This is a genomic window from Streptomyces sp. WAC04114, assembly GCF_019733245.1.
Lineage (GTDB): Bacteria > Actinomycetota > Actinomycetes > Streptomycetales > Streptomycetaceae > Streptomyces > Streptomyces massasporeus_A.
The window spans coordinates 1-16,140 of the sequence record NZ_JAIGQA010000178.1 but is presented as its reverse complement, the minus strand read 5'-3'; the positions used below and the strand labels follow the sequence as shown (position 1 = coordinate 16,140).

Here is a 16,140-nt window from a genome sequence, read left to right as displayed (position 1 = left end):
CACCCCGCCCGGCCACACCCCACCCGGCCCCAGCACCGGTTCCGACGACGACGAATGGCCCGACCCGGCCGATGGGTGACATCGCCAAGGGCGTACTGGGCGGCGCCTGGACGCTGCTCGTGGGCTGGATCCTGCCCACCGCCCTGAACCTGGCCGTCTTCCTGCTCGCCGTCGCCCCGAGTCTGCGCGACCTCGGCCCGCTCGAACGGCTTCGCGGCGCGAGCGGACTCGGCACCGGCCTCACCCTGCTCACCGGGGCGCTGCTGCTCGGCCTCGTCGCCAACGCCTGCCAGAACGCGCTCTACCGGCTCCTGGAGGGGTACCTGCTGTGGCCGGCCCGGGCCTTCGAAGCGGGCTGCCGGCGCAGCCGCCGCAACAGGGCGTTCCTCGCGGACCGGCTGACCGTGCTCCGCCTGGAGCGCCGCGAGGCCGAGCAGGGGCAGTTGCGGACCGGGGACGCGGCGGAGCTCGCGCGACTGCTGGCCGACCCGCGGCTCGCCCGGGCCGCCGCGCGGGACCGGCGTCGCACCGCCGTCCAACGCGGGCTGCTGCGCGAGCGGTTCGCCCGGTTCCCGATCGCCGACGACCAGATCGCCCCGACCCGGCTCGGGAACTCCATCCGCCGTTTCGAGGAGTACGGCTGGGACCGCTACCGCCTCGACACCCAGCTGCTGTGGAACGAGCTCACCGGCTGCGTCCCGGACCAGATCCGCCGCCAGAGCGAACTCGCCCGCACCAGCGTCGACTTCTTCGTGGCCCTGCTGTCCGGCCACGTCGCCGTCGCCCTGACGGCGGCTCTCGCGCTGGTGGCGGGGGACCGGCCGGACCGCCTCGCCCTGGTGAGCACCCTCGTCGCCCTCGCCCTGCTCGTGCCGGTGTGGTATCGGTCGGCGGTCACCGCGACCGACGAGTGGGCCGCCGCCGTCCGCGCCCTGGTCAACACCGGCCGCAAACCCCTCGCGGCCTCCCTCGGCCTCGCCCTCCCGCGGACCCTCGCCGCGGAACGCGCCATGTGGACGATGGTGTCCCGGCTCTCCCGCATTCCGTACCACGAACGCGCCGCCGCCCTGGACCCCTACCGAGCCGAACCCACCACGGAGCTGGCCTGACGCACTCGCCCCGGTCCGTGGGGCCGTGGTCGAATTCCGGCCGCCCCGCTACGGACCGGCCGAGCCTGCGGCACGGCCTTGGCCGGGAGGGCGTGGCACGGCACGAGCGCCCCTGAGCTGCCGGTGGTTCGAACGGGAGGGATTCGAACCTGGTGGCTGTCCGGGCCGGACGCCGTCCACGAGACCGGAGGGCACCGGTCCGCCGGTCCACCGGCGCCGTCCGGCCACTCCGCCCCGGCCCGCGCGTGTTCGAGTCCGCCTGCTCCGACGTGCCGCGGAACCGGTGCCCGCGGGACGGTCGCCGCCCCGCTCGCCCTGGTGCCGCAGCGGCGTTATCGCGCCGAATTTACGGTCGTTGCTTACGGTGAGGTGAGCGGCGGGGTGAGCGGCGCGAGAATGGTGAGGGCCCGGCAGCGAACAACGAGAACCGGCACGCCGCCGAAACGGGCACGTCGTGACCAGGCACGCTCCCCAGATGATCGGACCGTCTTCAGACCGGCACCCACGGGCCGGAACGGAGGACAGACTCATGGCCACCCCGCTCACCGCCGCCCGGCTCGTCGCCGCGTTGAAGGCCGAGGGCTGCGCCGTCCACGAGGTCGCCGGATGGCGCACCAACAACCGCAATCACAAAGGCCCTTGGGGGCCCGTGCACGGCGTGGTGATCCACCACACCGTCACCGGTCCCGGCACGAACGTCGTCGGGCTGATCTTCAACGGCCACAGCGCCCTGCCCGGCCCGCTCGCGACCGGCTGCATCACCAAGGACGGCGTCGTCCACCTCACGGGCAACGGCCGGGCCAACCACGCCGGCGGCGGCGACGGCGACGTGCTCGACGCCGTCATCGGCGAGTCGTACGGCACGTATCCGCCTCCGACGCACGAGCACGACGGCTCGGCGGGCGCGGTCGACGGCAACGCCCGGTTCTACGGCTGGGAGTGCGAGAACAAGGGCGACGGCAAGGACCCCTGGCCGCCCGCCCAGTACCTCGCGATGGTCAAGGCCACCGCCGCGATCTGCCGCGCCCACGGCTGGGGCCCCAAGAGTGCCATCGGCCACCTGGAATGGAGCGACTGGAAAGTCGACCCGCGCGGATTCGACATGGCCGGCTTCCGCCGTGACGTCGCCGACGCCCTGGCCCTCCCGGCGGGCCGGTGGGAAGGAGAGGACCCCATGCCCCAATACGTCAACCTCGGTGTCGCCACGCCCTACCAACTCACGCCCGGCGCCTGGGACTCGGTCGAGTTCACCGCGGAGTGGACCGACGAGACCGGCGCCCACGCCACCGGCGGAAGCGTCTTCGCCCGCGGCCCGGCCCGCTTCGGCGGAACCCTCAGCCTGCACATCGACGGACTGCCGGCGGGCGCCGTCGTCCAGGCGCGCATGACGGAGTACGAGGGCGACGAGCCGCGCGTGGACCACCCGATCCACGAGACCGTCGGGACGGGCAGCGGCACCTTCGTGGTGCTGCCCGTGACGAAGCGGATCGCGTCGGGCCGCAGCATGCGGGTACGGCTGCTGAACCAGGCCGCCGTGCCGGTCACCGTCGCGAGCGCCGTCCTGACCGTGCTGGTGTGGAAGGAGACCTGAGCACCGGCATTCACTCCGGCTTCGGCAGGCCCGGGCCCGGGCACCTCACCTCCGCGGTGGGTACCGCGCCGTCGACCGGATACGCCGCCACGGCGTCGTCCACGCACGCGTTGCCGCGGCTCGCGAACACGCCGTGGGAGTGGTCGTCGTCGGGGACGACCAGACGTGAGCCGGGGAGCAGACGCTGCAGGGAGCGGGCGCCCTCGACGGGAGTGCGGGGTTGTGCGCCGAGGCGACGAGGAGCACCGGCGGGGCCTGCGGGCTGCCGAGCGGGGTGCGGTGGGCGGGCCGGTGGTGCCAGAAGGCGCAGACGCTCGCCTCCATGCCCGTCAGGACCGGCCGCGGGTCGAGGTGCCGGGTGCGGCGGAGGTCCGTGACGACGTCGCGGCGACCGGGGGGCGGCCCGTCGGCGCCCTTGACGATGCGGTTCGCAGCCTCGTAGTGGCGGGACTCCGGGCTGTCGAACGCACCGGCCGGGCGCAGGGTTTCGACGCCGCCGCCGGTCAGGTGGCCGCGCAGCCCGTCCGCGAGAGGCGCCCAGCGTTCGGTGCGGCCCAGGGCCCGGTACACCGCCCGGTCGAACACCGCCGGGCCGAATCCCGCCACCGGCCGCGCGGCCGGCCCCGCGCGCACCCGCAGATGCGACGCACGCACCTCGGCGGGCGTGCCGCCCAGGCCGTGACGCCCCGCGGCCCAGGCGAAGAACGTGTCGCGCTGACGTAGCAGTGCCCGGCTCTGGAGCACGTCGAAGTCGTACCAGTTCCCGGGGCCGACCACGCTGTCCAGCACCATCCGGCCGACGCGGTGCGGGAACAGCGCGGTGTAGGCGGCGCCCAGGTAACTGCCGTAGGAGACGCCGAGGTAGCTCGCCCGCGGTTCGCCGAGGGCCGCGCGTATCGCGTCCATGTCGTACGCGGTCTGCTCGGTCGACAGATGGGGCGGCAGGCGGCCCGCGTGACGGGCGCAGTCGTCGGCCATGGACCGCAGGGACCTCAGGTACGCCCGCTCCGCCCGGGGGCCGGCCGGCACCGGGTCGCTGCCCGGACTGTCGAAGAGGCCGCCCATCGGACCGCAGGTCACCTGCTCGACGGCACCGCACTGCCGCGCAGCCTGCGCCGTCGCACCCGGGCCCAACTCGCCGCCGTCCAGTACGTGTTCCAGGACTCCAGGGCCGCCTTCGACGAGCACCGGCCCGTCCTCCCCCAGGTCGCCCGCACCGCCGTCCGGCTGCGCGGCACCGACCAGGAGAACGCCACGGCAAAGGCCCGCACCACCCTCGCCCGCCTCGGACTCCCGGACGGGCTCGCCCGCCGCCGCCCCGGCGAGCTCTCCGGCGGCGAACTCCGGCGCGCCGCCCTCGCCCGCGCCCTCCTCGCCCAGCCCCGGGTCCTGATCTGCGACGAGATCACCTCCGGCCTCGACACCGTGACCCGCCGCGGCCTCCTCGACCTGCTCACCGCCCAGGTCCGCGACCACGGCGACCTCGCCCTCGTCCTCATCACCCATGACCTGGACACGGCGGCGATCGCCCACCGCATCGCCGTACTCGACGCCGGTGAACTCGTCGAGCAGGGCCCGGCCCCGCGGGTCCTGGCCGAGCCCCGGCACCCGCTCACCGTCGCCCTCCGGGAGACGATCGCCCGCCCCGGCACGTATACCCGGGCATGAACCCAAGCGAGCCACCTGCGTTACGAGTTGAACGACAGCACGGCCCTGTGATTAGGGTGCGGGCGATGTTCTGCGCGCACCCCACTTCTCTACTCCCGGCCAGAAGAGGCACCCTCGCACCGAGTCGCTCCGGGAGGCCTCGTGAGTGACACGGTGACCACGGTCCGGCCGGGGACCGCAGCGGCCCGGGTGACGCAGGCGGCGCAGGCCCGGACGCAGCAGCAGGACGCGCCGCCCCGCCCGGCGCGGCCGCGGGACGCGTTCTTCGACAACGCCAAGTACCTCGCGATCATGCTCGTGGCGGTGGGGCACGCCTGGGAGCCACTGCGCGAGGGCAGCAGGGCCGTCACGGCCCTCTACATGTTCGTCTACGCCTTCCACATGCCGGCGTTCGTCATCGTCTCCGGCTACTTCTCCCGCACCTTCGACGGCAGCCCGGCCCGCCTCAAGCGCCTGCTCACCGGCGTCGTCGTCCCGTACGTGGTGTTCGAGACGGCGTACACCCTGTTCACCCGCTGGACCAGCCAGGACCCCGACCGCCCGATCAGCCTGCTCGACCCCCTGTACCTCACCTGGTTCCTCGCGGCGCTGTTCGTCTGGCGGCTCACCACGCCGCTCTGGCGCCTGGTGCGGTGGCCGCTCCCGCTCGCCCTGGTCGTCGCCATGGCGGCGACGACCGCGCCGTCCATTGGCCACGACCTCGATCTGCAGCGCACCCTGCAGTTCCTGCCGTACTTCGTGTTCGGTCTGCTGCTGCGGCCGGAGCACTTCCGGCTGGTGCGGCGGCGCACGGTACGGATCCTCGCGGTGCCGGTGGCCGGCTGCGCCCTGGCCGTGGCGTACTGGGCGGTCCCGCGGATGGACTACGCCTGGTTCTTCCACGCGGACAGTGCCCCGGAGCTCGGTGTGCCCCTCTGGTACGGGCCCGTGATGACCCTGGCCGCCTTCGGCTGCTCCCTCGTCCTGGTCTGCTGCTTCCTCGCCTGGGTGCCGGGGCGCCGGACCTGGTTCACCGCGCTGGGCGCCGGCACCCTGTCCGGCTATCTGCTGCACGGTTTCGTCGCACAGGCCGCGACGTACTGGGGCTGGTACGAGCCGGCCTGGGTCCGCGGACCCGTCGGTGCGATCACCGCCACCGTGGTCGCGGCCCTGGTCGTCACGGTCCTGTGCACACCGTCCGTACGGCGGGTCTTCCGCTGTGTGACGGAGCCCGGCATGGCGTGGGCCTTCGGCGACAGCCGCGACCGCCGGGCCGGTGCCCGTCGAGCTGCGCCCTGACCGCCCGGCACACACGCTGGAGGCACAGCACACTTTCTCCGCGAGGGAGTACCGGCATGGCGAAAGACCGCAGCGAGGGCGGAAAGCCGAAGAAGGGCGACAAGGTCACCTGGAGCAGTCACGGCAGCCGCACCGAGGGCGAGGTGGAGAGGGAGATCACCGAACGGACCGAGACGTCCGGCCGCACGGTCGACGCCTCGCCGGACGACCCCCAGTACGAAGTGCGCAGCGACAAGTCCGGCAGGACCGCGGTGCACAAGCCGTCCGCGCTCAAGAAGAAGAAGTGAGGCGGCGTGGACGACGGGGAGCGCGAGGAGACCTGGAACGAATTCCGTGAGCTGGTGAACATGGCACCGGCCGACCTCGAGAAGTGGCTGGAGTCCGACGACTCGCAGAGCGCAGGGCAGCACCAGGACGGGGGCGAGTCCACCGGGCACGCCTCCGGCCGGCGGATCGTCGCGATCCTGCGGGCCAAGAAGGGCGACCTCACCGACGACGACTACCGGCACATGCGCAAGGTCGTCGGCTACGTCCGCCGCCACCTGGCCCAGCGGCCCTCCGGGGACGTACAGGACTCACGATGGCGGTACTCCCTGATGAACTGGGGCCACGACCCGCTCGGCGGGTGACGGCCCGGCCGGGGAGCGTCCGCACCAAGGGTCCGGACGGTCCCCGGGTCAGGGGGCGCCGGTCTCCTGCGGGGCCGCGGCGACGCCGCTCAGCGCCAGGCTCATTCGGTGCTGGGTCTCCTCGGCCACCACACGGGCCTCCTCCACGACGTCCCCGCGTTCGCGTATGAGGCTCTCGTAGATCGGCAGTTCTTCGGTCCGGGTCGAGTCGGGGCTCACAGCGGTCGTCCAATCGATTTGCAGCCGGGATCAGAGGGGTCCGAGTAAGTCTGCGTCACGCCCTCCCACCGCGTTACCCACCCCCGTGGTGTCCAGATTTCCATCACGTGTTTCGCAAATTCCACACGTTTGCGGCAGTGGCCGTGTCCGTGACCCGGACACACGAAAGGGCCCCGGGAATCGCGTCCCGGGGCCCTTCGGTGTGCGGAGGCGTCGTCAGAGCGACGTCGTGTGCACGCCGGCGTTGCCGCCCGCAGCCGCGCCCTCCGGCGAGAGGACCGCGTGCACGGTGGCGCAGGCCTCTCCGGTCAGCGGGCCGACCAGGCCGGCGGAGAGGCCGCCCACGAGGCCCGCGGAGACATCGACGCCGCCCGCGTTGCCACCGGCCACGGTGTCCAGGTCGGTGTCGGAGAGCTCGGCGGTGTCGACCCGAGAGGTGAGGTTCATGGGGGAGTTTCCCTTCGCGTGTATGTCTCGCAATGGCGGTGAGCGCGGGTGAGCGCCGGAATCCGGGGACGAGGATTCCGCCCCGGCCGCTCCCGCCGTGCGCAGGATCAAAGCACCCCGCGGAGAGGAGATCCAACCGCTCACCGGCGAGGCGCGGCTCCGCTCGCCGACCGCCTTCACCGCTATGACCACGGCGTCACGGGACAGACTCATTCCTTCACACAGCCCGCCGCCCGACCGGGCACGGGAGTATTGCGCCCCGTTTCCCGAACCGGGCACTTCACCGCCAAGTCCCCATACGGCGAAGGTGATCCGACAGCGACTCGCCCACCACCCGGCTTCCGGGCACGCGGTGTGCAGATGTCCTGGATGTTCGTCCCCTGCCCCGCCGGGCAGCCCCAACCTCGCCGGGTGGCTCCGACCTGGCCGAGCTGGGCGTCCTCGTTGGGCGGCCTCTCTACCGTCGGCGACCCGTCCTCATCGGGCGACCTCAACCTTGTCGGGCGCTGACGGCGTGGTCAGGCGGGGACGTCCCCTCGGGTGGCCTCGTCGGACGGCCTCCCGCTCCGTCGGCCGCTCCTGACCCTGTCGACCGTTTCCCACCCGGTCGGCCGGTCTCGACCCAGCAGCCCGGCCACCGCGCAGTCGGGCGGCCTTCCGGGGGCAGGCCTCCCGGCGGGGAGCCGGCGCGGCGCCCCGACCACGTCGGCTGCCCCTCTCCGTCCACCCCGTCTCCGCCCGGCCGCCCCCGTCAGGACGCCGAGGCCGGCTGCATCAGGCGGGCCAGCAGATCGTCCAGGGTGACCAGGCCTGTGAGGCGGCCGGCGTCGTCGCGGACCACGGCCAGGGACGACCGGCGGCGGCGCAGGACCTCGATCGCGTCGGCGACCGTGGCGGTCTCGGCCAGCTCGGGCACCGGCCGGGCGAGGTCCCTCGCGGTCGTGGCACGGCCCCGGGCCCGGGCCACCAGGGCGTCCCGGGCGTGCACCGAGCCGAGGACGGTGCCGTTCTCCCGGACCAGCAGCCGGGTGCGGTCGTGCTCGGCGGCGAAGCGCAGCAGCGCCTCGACGTCCGCCCCTCCGTCGACCCAGGTGATCTCCGAGGCCGGGATCCGCAGCGCGGCGACCGGAGTCTCCGGCTCGGTCAGCGAGCGGGTCAGCAGCTCCGAATCGGTCGCGCTGATCAGACCCAGCCGCTCCGACTCCTCCACCAGGTGCGTCAGCTGCTCCCGGTTGTGCACCGAGGCCAGCTCGTCGCGCGGAGCCACCCGGCACAGCCGTACCAGGGCGTTGCTGACCCGGTTGAGCAGCCGGATCAGCGGACGTACGGCCCGCACCACGGCCCGGAAGGGCGGCGACAGCAGCATCGCCGAACGCTCCGGGTGGGCGATCGCCCAGGACTTGGGCGCCATCTCGCCGACCACCATGTGCAGGAACACCACCACGACCATGGCCACGGCGAAGGCCACGCCGTAGCTCACGGCGCTGGGCAGGCCCAGCGTGTGCAGCAGCGGGTCGAGTTCGTGCGAGATCGCCGGCTTGGACACCGAGCCCAGACCCAGCGTGCACACGGTGATGCCCAACTGGGCGCCGGCCAGCATCAGCGACAGCTCGCGCATCCCGGCCAGTGCCGCCCCGGCGCCGCGCCGCCCCTCCTCCGCCGCCTTCTCCATCCGGTGCCGTTTGGCGGCGACCAGAGCGAACTCGGCCGCCACGAAGAAGCCACTGCCGATCAGCAGCAGCACGGTCACGAAGACCGCCATCGGGAAACTCACGCCATCTCCTCGGCTTCCGCGGCCTCCACCAGCGGGCTGATCCGGACCCGGTCGGCCACGTGACGGTCCAGCGTGCGGACCTCGATCACGGCCCGGCCGCCCCCGGGCAGCTCGACCGTGACCCGGTCACCGACCGTCGGGAAGCGGCCGAGCCGGTCCACGACCAGGCCGGCCACGGTGTCGTAGTCGCCGTCCTCCGGCAGCCGGAGACCGGTTGCCTCGGTCACCTCGTCCACCCGGCGCTGGGCGTCGACCAGCCAGCCGTCACCGTCCGGGACGGCGAGGACGGTGACCCTGTCGGACTCGTCGGCGATGTCACCGACCAGCTCCTCGGCGATGTCCTCGTACGTGACGATGCCCGCCACGCCGCCGTGCTCGTCGAGGACGACCGCGAACTCGTCGTCCTGCTCCCGCATCCGCGTCACCGCGTCGGGCAGCGCGAGCGTGTCCGGCAGCAGCAGCGGCCGCCGGGCCACCTCACCCGCCCGCGCGTCGGCCAGACGCTCGGGGGGCAGCGCCACCAGCTCGCGCACGCCCAGCACGCCCACGATGTCGTCCGGATGGTCGCCGAGCACCGGGTAGTTGGAGTGGCCGTGCCGGGCGATCAGGTCGACCGCCTCCTCGGCACCGGCGTCCTTGCGGACGAACACGGCGTCCGCGCGCGGCACCATCACCTCGTCGAGGGCCCGCTCGGAGAACTCCAGCGCGTGGTCCAGCAGCGCGGCGGTGTCCTCGGGCAGTTCACCCTGCTCGTGGGACTCGCCGATCAGATGGCCGAGCTCCTCCAGGGTGGCGCCGTGGTGCAGTTCCTCCACGGGCTCGATCCCGACTCTGCGCAGCAGCCGGTTGGCCGCACTGTCGAAGATCCGTACGACGGGCCCGACGACCTTCAGATACGCCACCGTGGACGGGGCCAGCGCCTTCGCCAGCCGCTCGGGCACGGCGATCGCGAGGTTCTTCGGGGCGAGCTCACCCAGCACCATCTGCACGAACGTGGCCAGCACGAAGGCGAGCACGACGGCGATGCCGCCGACGGCCGCGTCGGGCAGCCCCATCCCCGACAGGGCGGGCCTGAGCAGCGCTGACACCGACGGTTCGGCGATGAAGCCCACCACCAGCCCGGTGACGGTGATGCCGAGCTGCGCACCGGACAGCATGAACGACAGCCGCCCCAGCACCTTCAGGGCACGGGCCGCCCTGCGGTCCCCGGCCTCGGCCTCACGCGCGAGGGTGAGCCGGTCGGCGGAGACGTAGGCGAACTCCTGGGCGACGAAATAGCCGGTACCGGCGGTGAGCACGAACACGGCGAGCAGGCCCAGCAAGGCCTCTCCGGCACTCATCGAACACCACCCCGCCGGGTGCCGCGATCACTCATCTCGTGGCGGGATGGTCGGGGACTGTGCCCCGGAGGGTCCGTCGGTCTGGCGGACAAGAACGTGCTCCTTAGCCGTGGTGTGTCTGCCGGTACAACGCTCGTCGTCGCGCCGGTGTTCCCGGATTCTACGGCCGTGTAGATGAACCCCCGTGGCCATCAGCCGGGCGATGTTGCCGACGGCCTTGCCGCGCGCCTGGGCGGTGGCGAGTGAACTGCCGCGCTCACTCGGCGTGGGCGTCCCCCGTCAGGTCCGGCACCAGCCCCCGCATCGCCGCGCACTGCTCCGGTCCCATGAAGTGCGCGAGGGACTCGGTGACCGTGGCGGCGAGTGGGGCCGAGGCCTCCTTGAGCAGGCGGCGGGCCTTGTCCGTGAGGGCGACCTCGATGCCCCGCTTGTCACCGCAGACCGACCTGCGGGTGACCAGGCCGGCGTGCTGCAGGCAGGCGATCCGGCAGCGCACCATGTGGGGCCTGGTCACCGTGAAGGGCGCCTTCGGCACCGTCGGCGGCACCGGCGAGGTCCGGCCCTACGGGTCCGCCGTCGGCACCCTGACCTTCGACGCCGCCTCCCTGGACACCAAGAACGCCAAGCGCGACACCCACCTCAGGTCCGAGCACTTCTTCGACGCCGACCACCACCCCGAGATCACCTTCGCGGCCCGCAGCGCCGAGCTCCGCGACGGGACCAGGTGCACGTCGTCGGCCGGCTGACGGTGCGCGGCATCAGCAGGCCGCTGTCCCTGACCGCGCGCGTGACGGACCGGGACGCCGCGGGCCTCACGCTGGACACCGAATTCCACCGTGGAGCGCGAGCAGTTCGGCATGGGCCGGAACCAGCTGGGCATGATCCGCGGCCGCACCACGGTCACCGCCACCCTCCGCTTCACCCGGGCCACGGCCTGACGCACGCCGAAGGACGCCAACGGCCGCCGCTGAGCGGGACCCGGACGGACGTGAAGAATCCGGTGTGACCCGGGTAAGGGGCATGGCCCTGCGCCCCCCGGGGCACCCCGACCCTTCGGCCCCGGCCTCAGTACACGTCCCGCACATACCGCTTCTCCGCCGCGAGCTGCTTCACATACGCGGCGGCCTCCGCCTCGCCCAGCCCGCCGTGCGTCATCGCGACGTCCCTCAGGGCCCGGTCCACGTCCTTCGCCATGCGGGACGCGTCGCCGCACACGTAGAAGCGGGCCCCGTCGCACAGCCAGTGCCACAGCTCGGGCCCGTGCTCGCGCATGCGGTCCTGCACGTACACCTTGTTGCGCTGGTCCCGGGAGAAGGCGGTGTCCAGCCGGGTGAGCGTGCCCTCGTCGAGCAGTGCCGTCAGCTCGTCCTCGTAGTAGAAGTCCGTCGCCCGGTGCTGCTCCCCGAAGAACAGCCAGTTGGGGGCCCGGTGGCCGAGCGCCCGCCGCTCCTCCAGGAAGCCGACGAAGGGCGCCACACCGGTGCCCGGGCCGACCATGACCATCGGCGTCGACGCGTCGGCCGGGGGCCGGAAATGCGGCGAGCGCTGCACGAACACCGGCACCTCCGTGTCCGGTCCGGCGTCCGCGAGGTACGGCGAGCAGACCCCGCCGCGCGCCCGGCCGTGCAGGTTCTCGTACCGCACCACGGACACCGTCAGCGCCACCCGCCGGGGATCGACCAGCGGACTGGACGATATGGAGTACAGCCGCGGCTGGAGCTTGCGCAGCACCCCGGCCCACTCCTCGGCGCCCGCCCGCACCGCGTACTCGGCGAGCACGTCCACGGCCTGCCGCCCCCAGCTCCACTGCGCCAGCCCGTCCTTGTTGTCGGGCCGCAGCAGCCTGCGCAACTCGTGCTTGTCCCGGGCGCGTTCGGCGACGAAGCGCAGCAGGTCGGGGGTGATCCGGGTGATGTCGAGATGCCGGTGCAGCGCCTCGCCGAACGGCACCTCACCGACCCCGTCGACCGTCACGGCCGACCCGGCGTCCACCCCGGTCACCGCCAGCCACTCCGCCACGAGGGAGGGCGCGTTGACCGGCCGCACCCCGAGCGCGTCCCCGGCCTCGTACGCCAGGTCCGTCCCGGCCGTGTCGAAGGTGAACCGCCGGACCTCCTTGCCCGCACCGTCCCCGCTGAGCAGCCGGTTGCCGGCCAGCCGGGCGGTGGTGACGGGCTTGGACCTCGTCCTGCGCATCTCGGCCGGGGCAGCGGGCTCCTCGGCCGGGGCAGCGGGCGTCTCCGCCGGGGCGGCAGACCCCTCGGCCGGGGCGGCGGACCGCTCACCCAGCGCCGACAGCACCTGGTCGAGCCACTCCCCGGCGGACGGCTCGAAGTCCGGCTCGCAGTCCGTGCGCGGCGCCAGCCGTACCCCGCCGAGCTCGTCGAGCCGCGCGTCCAGCCGCCGCCCGTGCCCGCAGAAGTCGTCGTACGAGGAGTCACCGAAGGCCAGGACGGCGTACCGCACCCCGTCCAGCCGCGGGGCCCGCTCGCCGCAGAGCGCGTCCCAGAAGCCGGAGCCGTTGTCGGGCGCGTCGCCGTCCCCGAAGGTGCTGGTGATGAACAGCAGGTCGGCCGTGCGGGCGAGCGTCCCGACGTCGGCCTCGTCCATGCCGATGAGCGTCGTACGGTGCCCGGTCGAGGTCAGCCGCTCGGCGGTGGCGATGGCGAACTCCTCCGCGTTCCCGGTCTGCGAGGCCCACAGCACGACGATCTCCCGCCCCGCGGGCCGGTCCTCCCGCGGCCCGGCCGCCCCGGTCCGTGAGTACATGCCGGCCAGCACCCCGTTCACCCACAGCGCGTGCTCGGGCGAGAAGGGCGCGTCGGGCGGCAGCACCGGTACCCCGGGGGCGCCGGAGCCGAGCCCCGCGAGGAAGCCGGTGAGGTACCGGCGCTCCTGTGCGGAGAGCACTGGGGGAGGGGAGGGTGCGATGCCGAAGGGATCGGCGCCCCCCGGCGCCACGGCCGTGGGGCTCAGGGCCGGTGCCTCCGGCGCGGGCGTCGGCGACGCCACCCTCGACAGCGACACGGCGCACACCTTGAACTCCGGCTGGAACGACAGCGGATCCACCGCGTCGCTCGTCACCGCGTTGATGCTCAGGTACTCGCCGAACAGATCGTTCCAGTGGAACGGCGCGAAGCAGCCCCCCGGCCGCACCCGGTCGGTCACCACCGCCGGCAGCACGGCCCGCCCGCGCCGCGACGCCACCTCCACCAGATCGTCGTCGGCGACCCCGAGCGCCGCGGCGTCCTGAGGGTGCAGCTCCACGAACGGCCCCGGATTCAGCTTGGTGAGCTTGGCGACCTTCCCGGTCTTGGTGAGCGTGTGCCACTGGTGCTGCACCCGCCCGGTGTTGAGCACGAACGGATAGTCGTCGTCCGGCATCTCGGCGGCGGGCAGATGAGGCCGCGCGAAGAACACGGCCCGCCCGGAATCCGTCGGAAAGCGCAGCCCCTCGTCCCCCACGTACCGGACCGGATTGCGCTCCGGCCCGTCCTCCCGCGCCGCCGGCCACTGCACGGGCGTCTCCCGCAGCCGCTCGTACGTGACCCCGCGCAGATCCCACCCCGTCCTGGGGTTGAAGAACCGCCGGATCTCCTCGAAGACCTGCTCGGCGCTGTCGTACGAGAACCCCTTCTCGTACCCCATCGCGCGCGCCACCGCCGCGATGATCCGCCAGTCGGCCATCGCCTCCCCGGGCGGGTCCGCGGCGGCCCGGGCCAGGGTGAGGTTGCGCTCGCTGTTGACGAAGACGCCCTCCGCCTCGGTCCACATCGCGCCGGGCAGGACGACGTCGGCGTACGCGTTCGTCTCGGTGTCGGCGAACACGTCCTGCGTGACGACGAACTCGGCCGCCTCCAGCCCCTCGATGACCGTACGGCGATTGGCGACCGAGGCGACCGGGTTGGTGCAGATGATCCAGCAGGCCTTGATCTGCCGGTCCGCCATCCGCCGGAACATGTCGACGGTGCCCTGCCCGGACCCGTCGGCCCGCAGCGTCCCCGGCGGCAGCTCCCACACCTCCTCGGTGAACGCCCGCTCCTCCTCGACGAGCACCGACCGCTGCCCCGGCAGCCCCGGCCCCATGTAACCCATCTCGCGCCCGCCCATGGCGTTGGGCTGCCCGGTCAGGGAGAACGGCCCGGCGCCCGGACGGCAGATCGCCCCCGTGGCCAGATGCAGGTTGACCAGGGCGTTGGTGTTCCAGGTGCCGTGCGTGGACTGGTTCAGGCCCATGGTCCAGCAGCTCATCCACCGCTGCCCGGCCGCACCGATCAGCCGGGCGGCCTCCCGCAGATCGTCCTCCGCGATCCCCGTGGTCTCCGCGACCGCGGCCGGGGCGTAGTCGGCGAGGAACCCGGGCAGCGCCTCCCAGCCCTCGGTGTGCGCGGCGACGAACTCCTCGTCCACGTGCCCGCCGTCGTGCAGCAGCCACAGCACGCCGTTCAGCAGCGCGAGGTCGGTCCCCGGCCTGACCTGGAGGAACAGATCGGCCTTGGCAGCGGTCGCGGTCCGCCGTGGATCGACGACGATCAGCTTGGCGCCCGCCTTGACCCGCTCCATCATCCGCAGGAAGAGAATCGGATGGCAGTCGGCCATGTTCGACCCGATGACGAGAAAGGCGTCCGCCCGGTCGAAGTCCTCGTACGAACCCGGCGGCCCGTCCGCGCCCAGGGACAGCTTGTAGCCGGTGCCCGCGCTCGCCATGCACAGCCGCGAGTTCGACTCGATCAGGTTCGTCCCCACGAACCCCTTGGCCAGCTTGTTCGCCAGATACTGCGCCTCCAGGCCCATCTGCCCGGAGACGTAGAAGGCCACCGCGTCCGGCCCGTGCTCGTCGACGATCGTCCGCAGCCGCGCCGCCGTCTCGGCGATCGCGTCGGCCACGGGCACCGGGACCGCCTCCTCGCCCCGGTCGTCCCGCACGAGCGCCGTGGCCAGCCGCCCGGGCACGGCCAGCATGTCGGCCGTGGTCGCGCCCTTGGTGCAGAGCCGCCCCGCGTTCGCCGGATGCGTCTTGTCACCGGACGCCTTCAGCACCGTGCGCCGCCCGTCCGGGCCCGCCCCCACGTCGAGCACGAGACCGCAGCCGACCCCGCAGTACGAGCAGACGGTGCGCACCTGCCGCGTGTCCGGCCGGCTTCCGGGGGTCGAGTTCATGCCCTGACGGTACGAATCGCCCGTTACGCCTCTGTCACACGGCTCGATCATCGGGCGTTACGCCCGTCACACAGCCGCCTTCCGGACGTTGTGAGATGCATTGAGGTCGCGGAGCGTGTCGTTGTTGGGCCGAACGGGTGACTCTGCGCAAGAATTGCCCGATGCAGACAGCAAGTGCGATCCAGGACGGAGCATGCCGGTGAACAGCCACGATGTCACCGACGAACAGTGGGAGGGGCTCGCCCAGGTCGTACCGCTGCGGGGCCGGGACGCCTGGCCGTCCGCCGTCGGCCACCGGTCCATACCCGAGGCCGAGACGGAGACCCGCCGCCGTTTCGTCGTCCTGCGCGTGAACGTCTTCGCCGACGCCCGCGACGTCGCCGAGCGGTTGATGGCGGGCGTCCCCGTCCTCCTCGACCTCACCGGCGCGGAGACGGAGGTCGCCAAGCGCGTCCTCGACTTCAGCACGGGTGTCGTCTTCGGCCTGGCGAGCGGGATGCACCGGGTGGACCGCAACGTGTTCCTGCTGACGCCGGCGGGAACCGAGGTGACCGGGTTGATGGAGGGAGCGGGCCTCCCCGGGGTGTGACGCGGACGTGGCCGTGGGCATCACCGCAGACGTGACCCGTAGGCATGACCGCGGACATGACCGCAGACGTGACCGTAGGCATGACCGCGGACATGACCGCAGCCGTGCCCCCAGTCATGACCGCAGTCGTCACCGTAGCTCGATCGTAGGAAGCCCCCGGAGACGGAACGGTTCGTCCAGGCGCCGGAGCCCTACCGTCCGGACATGACCCACTGCGCCAGCCCGTCCTTGTTGTCGGGCCGCAGCAGCCTGCGCAACTCGTGCTTGTCCCGGGCGCGTTCGGCGACGAAGCGCAGCAGGTCGGGGGTGATCCGGGTGATGTCGAGATGCCGGTGC

General features: G+C 72.8%; 12 protein-coding genes and 4 pseudogenes. 8 read left to right on the top strand and 8 right to left on the bottom strand.

What is annotated here, in order from left to right; genetic code table 11:
- The coding region (locus K4G64_RS32180; protein WP_260461270.1) for a hypothetical protein at positions 1-1,109 on the top strand (1,109 nt) is incomplete at its 5' end.
- A gap of 529 nt (positions 1,110-1,638) precedes the next feature.
- The gene (locus K4G64_RS32175; protein ID WP_221759457.1) at positions 1,639-2,700 is read left to right on the top strand and encodes an N-acetylmuramoyl-L-alanine amidase; all 1,062 of its coding nucleotides are present in this window, start codon (positions 1,639-1,641) and stop codon (positions 2,698-2,700) included.
- Positions 2,701-2,710: 10 nt separating this feature from the next.
- Here K4G64_RS32175 and K4G64_RS40690 read toward each other — a convergent pair whose 3' ends face one another.
- On the bottom strand, positions 2,711-2,863 hold the full coding sequence (locus K4G64_RS40690; protein ID WP_260461273.1) for an alpha/beta hydrolase: 153 nt from the start codon (positions 2,861-2,863) through the stop codon (positions 2,711-2,713).
- Between the two features lie 596 nt (positions 2,864-3,459).
- A pseudogene (locus K4G64_RS40685) lies at positions 3,460-3,606 on the bottom strand (alpha/beta fold hydrolase); the annotation flags it as partial.
- A gap of 174 nt (positions 3,607-3,780) precedes the next feature.
- Between K4G64_RS40685 and K4G64_RS32165 the strand changes: the two are divergent.
- The 4 genes and pseudogenes from K4G64_RS32165 to K4G64_RS32150 form a co-directional block, all read left to right on the top strand.
- Positions 3,781-4,368, top strand: a pseudogene (locus K4G64_RS32165) (ATP-binding cassette domain-containing protein); the annotation flags it as partial.
- Between the two features lie 189 nt (positions 4,369-4,557).
- Complete coding sequence (locus tag K4G64_RS32160) at positions 4,558-5,646, top strand: acyltransferase family protein (RefSeq protein WP_308122546.1); 1,089 nt, start codon at positions 4,558-4,560, stop codon at positions 5,644-5,646.
- Positions 5,647-5,702: 56 nt separating this feature from the next.
- Entirely contained in the window at positions 5,703-5,933 is a 231-nt protein-coding gene (locus tag K4G64_RS32155) for a DUF2945 domain-containing protein (RefSeq protein WP_221759454.1), read from the top strand.
- 6 nt (positions 5,934-5,939) lie between these two features.
- A complete protein-coding gene (locus tag K4G64_RS32150) occupies positions 5,940-6,275 on the top strand; it encodes a DUF3140 domain-containing protein (RefSeq protein WP_221759453.1) in 336 nt (111 codons plus the stop codon).
- 48 nt (positions 6,276-6,323) lie between these two features.
- Here the strand turns inward: K4G64_RS32150 and K4G64_RS32145 are convergent, their stop codons facing one another.
- From K4G64_RS32145 to K4G64_RS32125, 5 genes and pseudogenes are all read right to left on the bottom strand, one after another.
- Complete coding sequence (locus K4G64_RS32145) at positions 6,324-6,494, bottom strand: hypothetical protein (protein ID WP_221759452.1); 171 nt, start codon at positions 6,492-6,494, stop codon at positions 6,324-6,326.
- Between the two features lie 216 nt (positions 6,495-6,710).
- Positions 6,711-6,941 carry a hypothetical protein gene (locus K4G64_RS32140; RefSeq protein ID WP_221759451.1) on the bottom strand — a complete coding sequence of 77 codons (231 nt, stop codon included), beginning with the start codon at positions 6,939-6,941 and terminating at the stop codon, positions 6,711-6,713.
- 751 nt (positions 6,942-7,692) lie between these two features.
- Complete coding sequence (locus K4G64_RS32135) at positions 7,693-8,715, bottom strand: hemolysin family protein (protein ID WP_221759450.1); 1,023 nt, start codon at positions 8,713-8,715, stop codon at positions 7,693-7,695.
- Complete coding sequence (locus K4G64_RS32130) at positions 8,712-10,055, bottom strand: hemolysin family protein (protein ID WP_221759449.1); 1,344 nt, start codon at positions 10,053-10,055, stop codon at positions 8,712-8,714. Before K4G64_RS32130 ends, K4G64_RS32135 begins: the two co-directional genes overlap by 4 nt.
- A 256-nt stretch (positions 10,056-10,311) precedes the next feature.
- Positions 10,312-10,542, bottom strand: a pseudogene (locus K4G64_RS32125) (MarR family transcriptional regulator); the annotation flags it as partial.
- Between K4G64_RS32125 and K4G64_RS32120 the strand changes: the two are divergent.
- A pseudogene (locus K4G64_RS32120) lies at positions 10,475-10,993 on the top strand (YceI family protein). The pseudogenes K4G64_RS32125 and K4G64_RS32120 overlap by 68 nt on opposite strands.
- Before the next feature lie 127 nt (positions 10,994-11,120).
- Here the strand turns inward: K4G64_RS32120 and K4G64_RS32115 are convergent.
- Positions 11,121-15,215 (bottom strand): bifunctional nitrate reductase/sulfite reductase flavoprotein subunit alpha, encoded by a 4,095-nt coding sequence (locus K4G64_RS32115; protein ID WP_221759448.1) that lies wholly within the window; start codon positions 15,213-15,215, stop codon positions 11,121-11,123.
- Between the two features lie 193 nt (positions 15,216-15,408).
- On the opposite strand from K4G64_RS32115, the gene K4G64_RS32110 reads away from it, so the two are divergent.
- Complete coding sequence (locus tag K4G64_RS32110) at positions 15,409-15,804, top strand: cell division protein SepF (protein WP_030838486.1); 396 nt, start codon at positions 15,409-15,411, stop codon at positions 15,802-15,804.
- Positions 15,805-16,140: the final 336 nt, after the last annotated feature.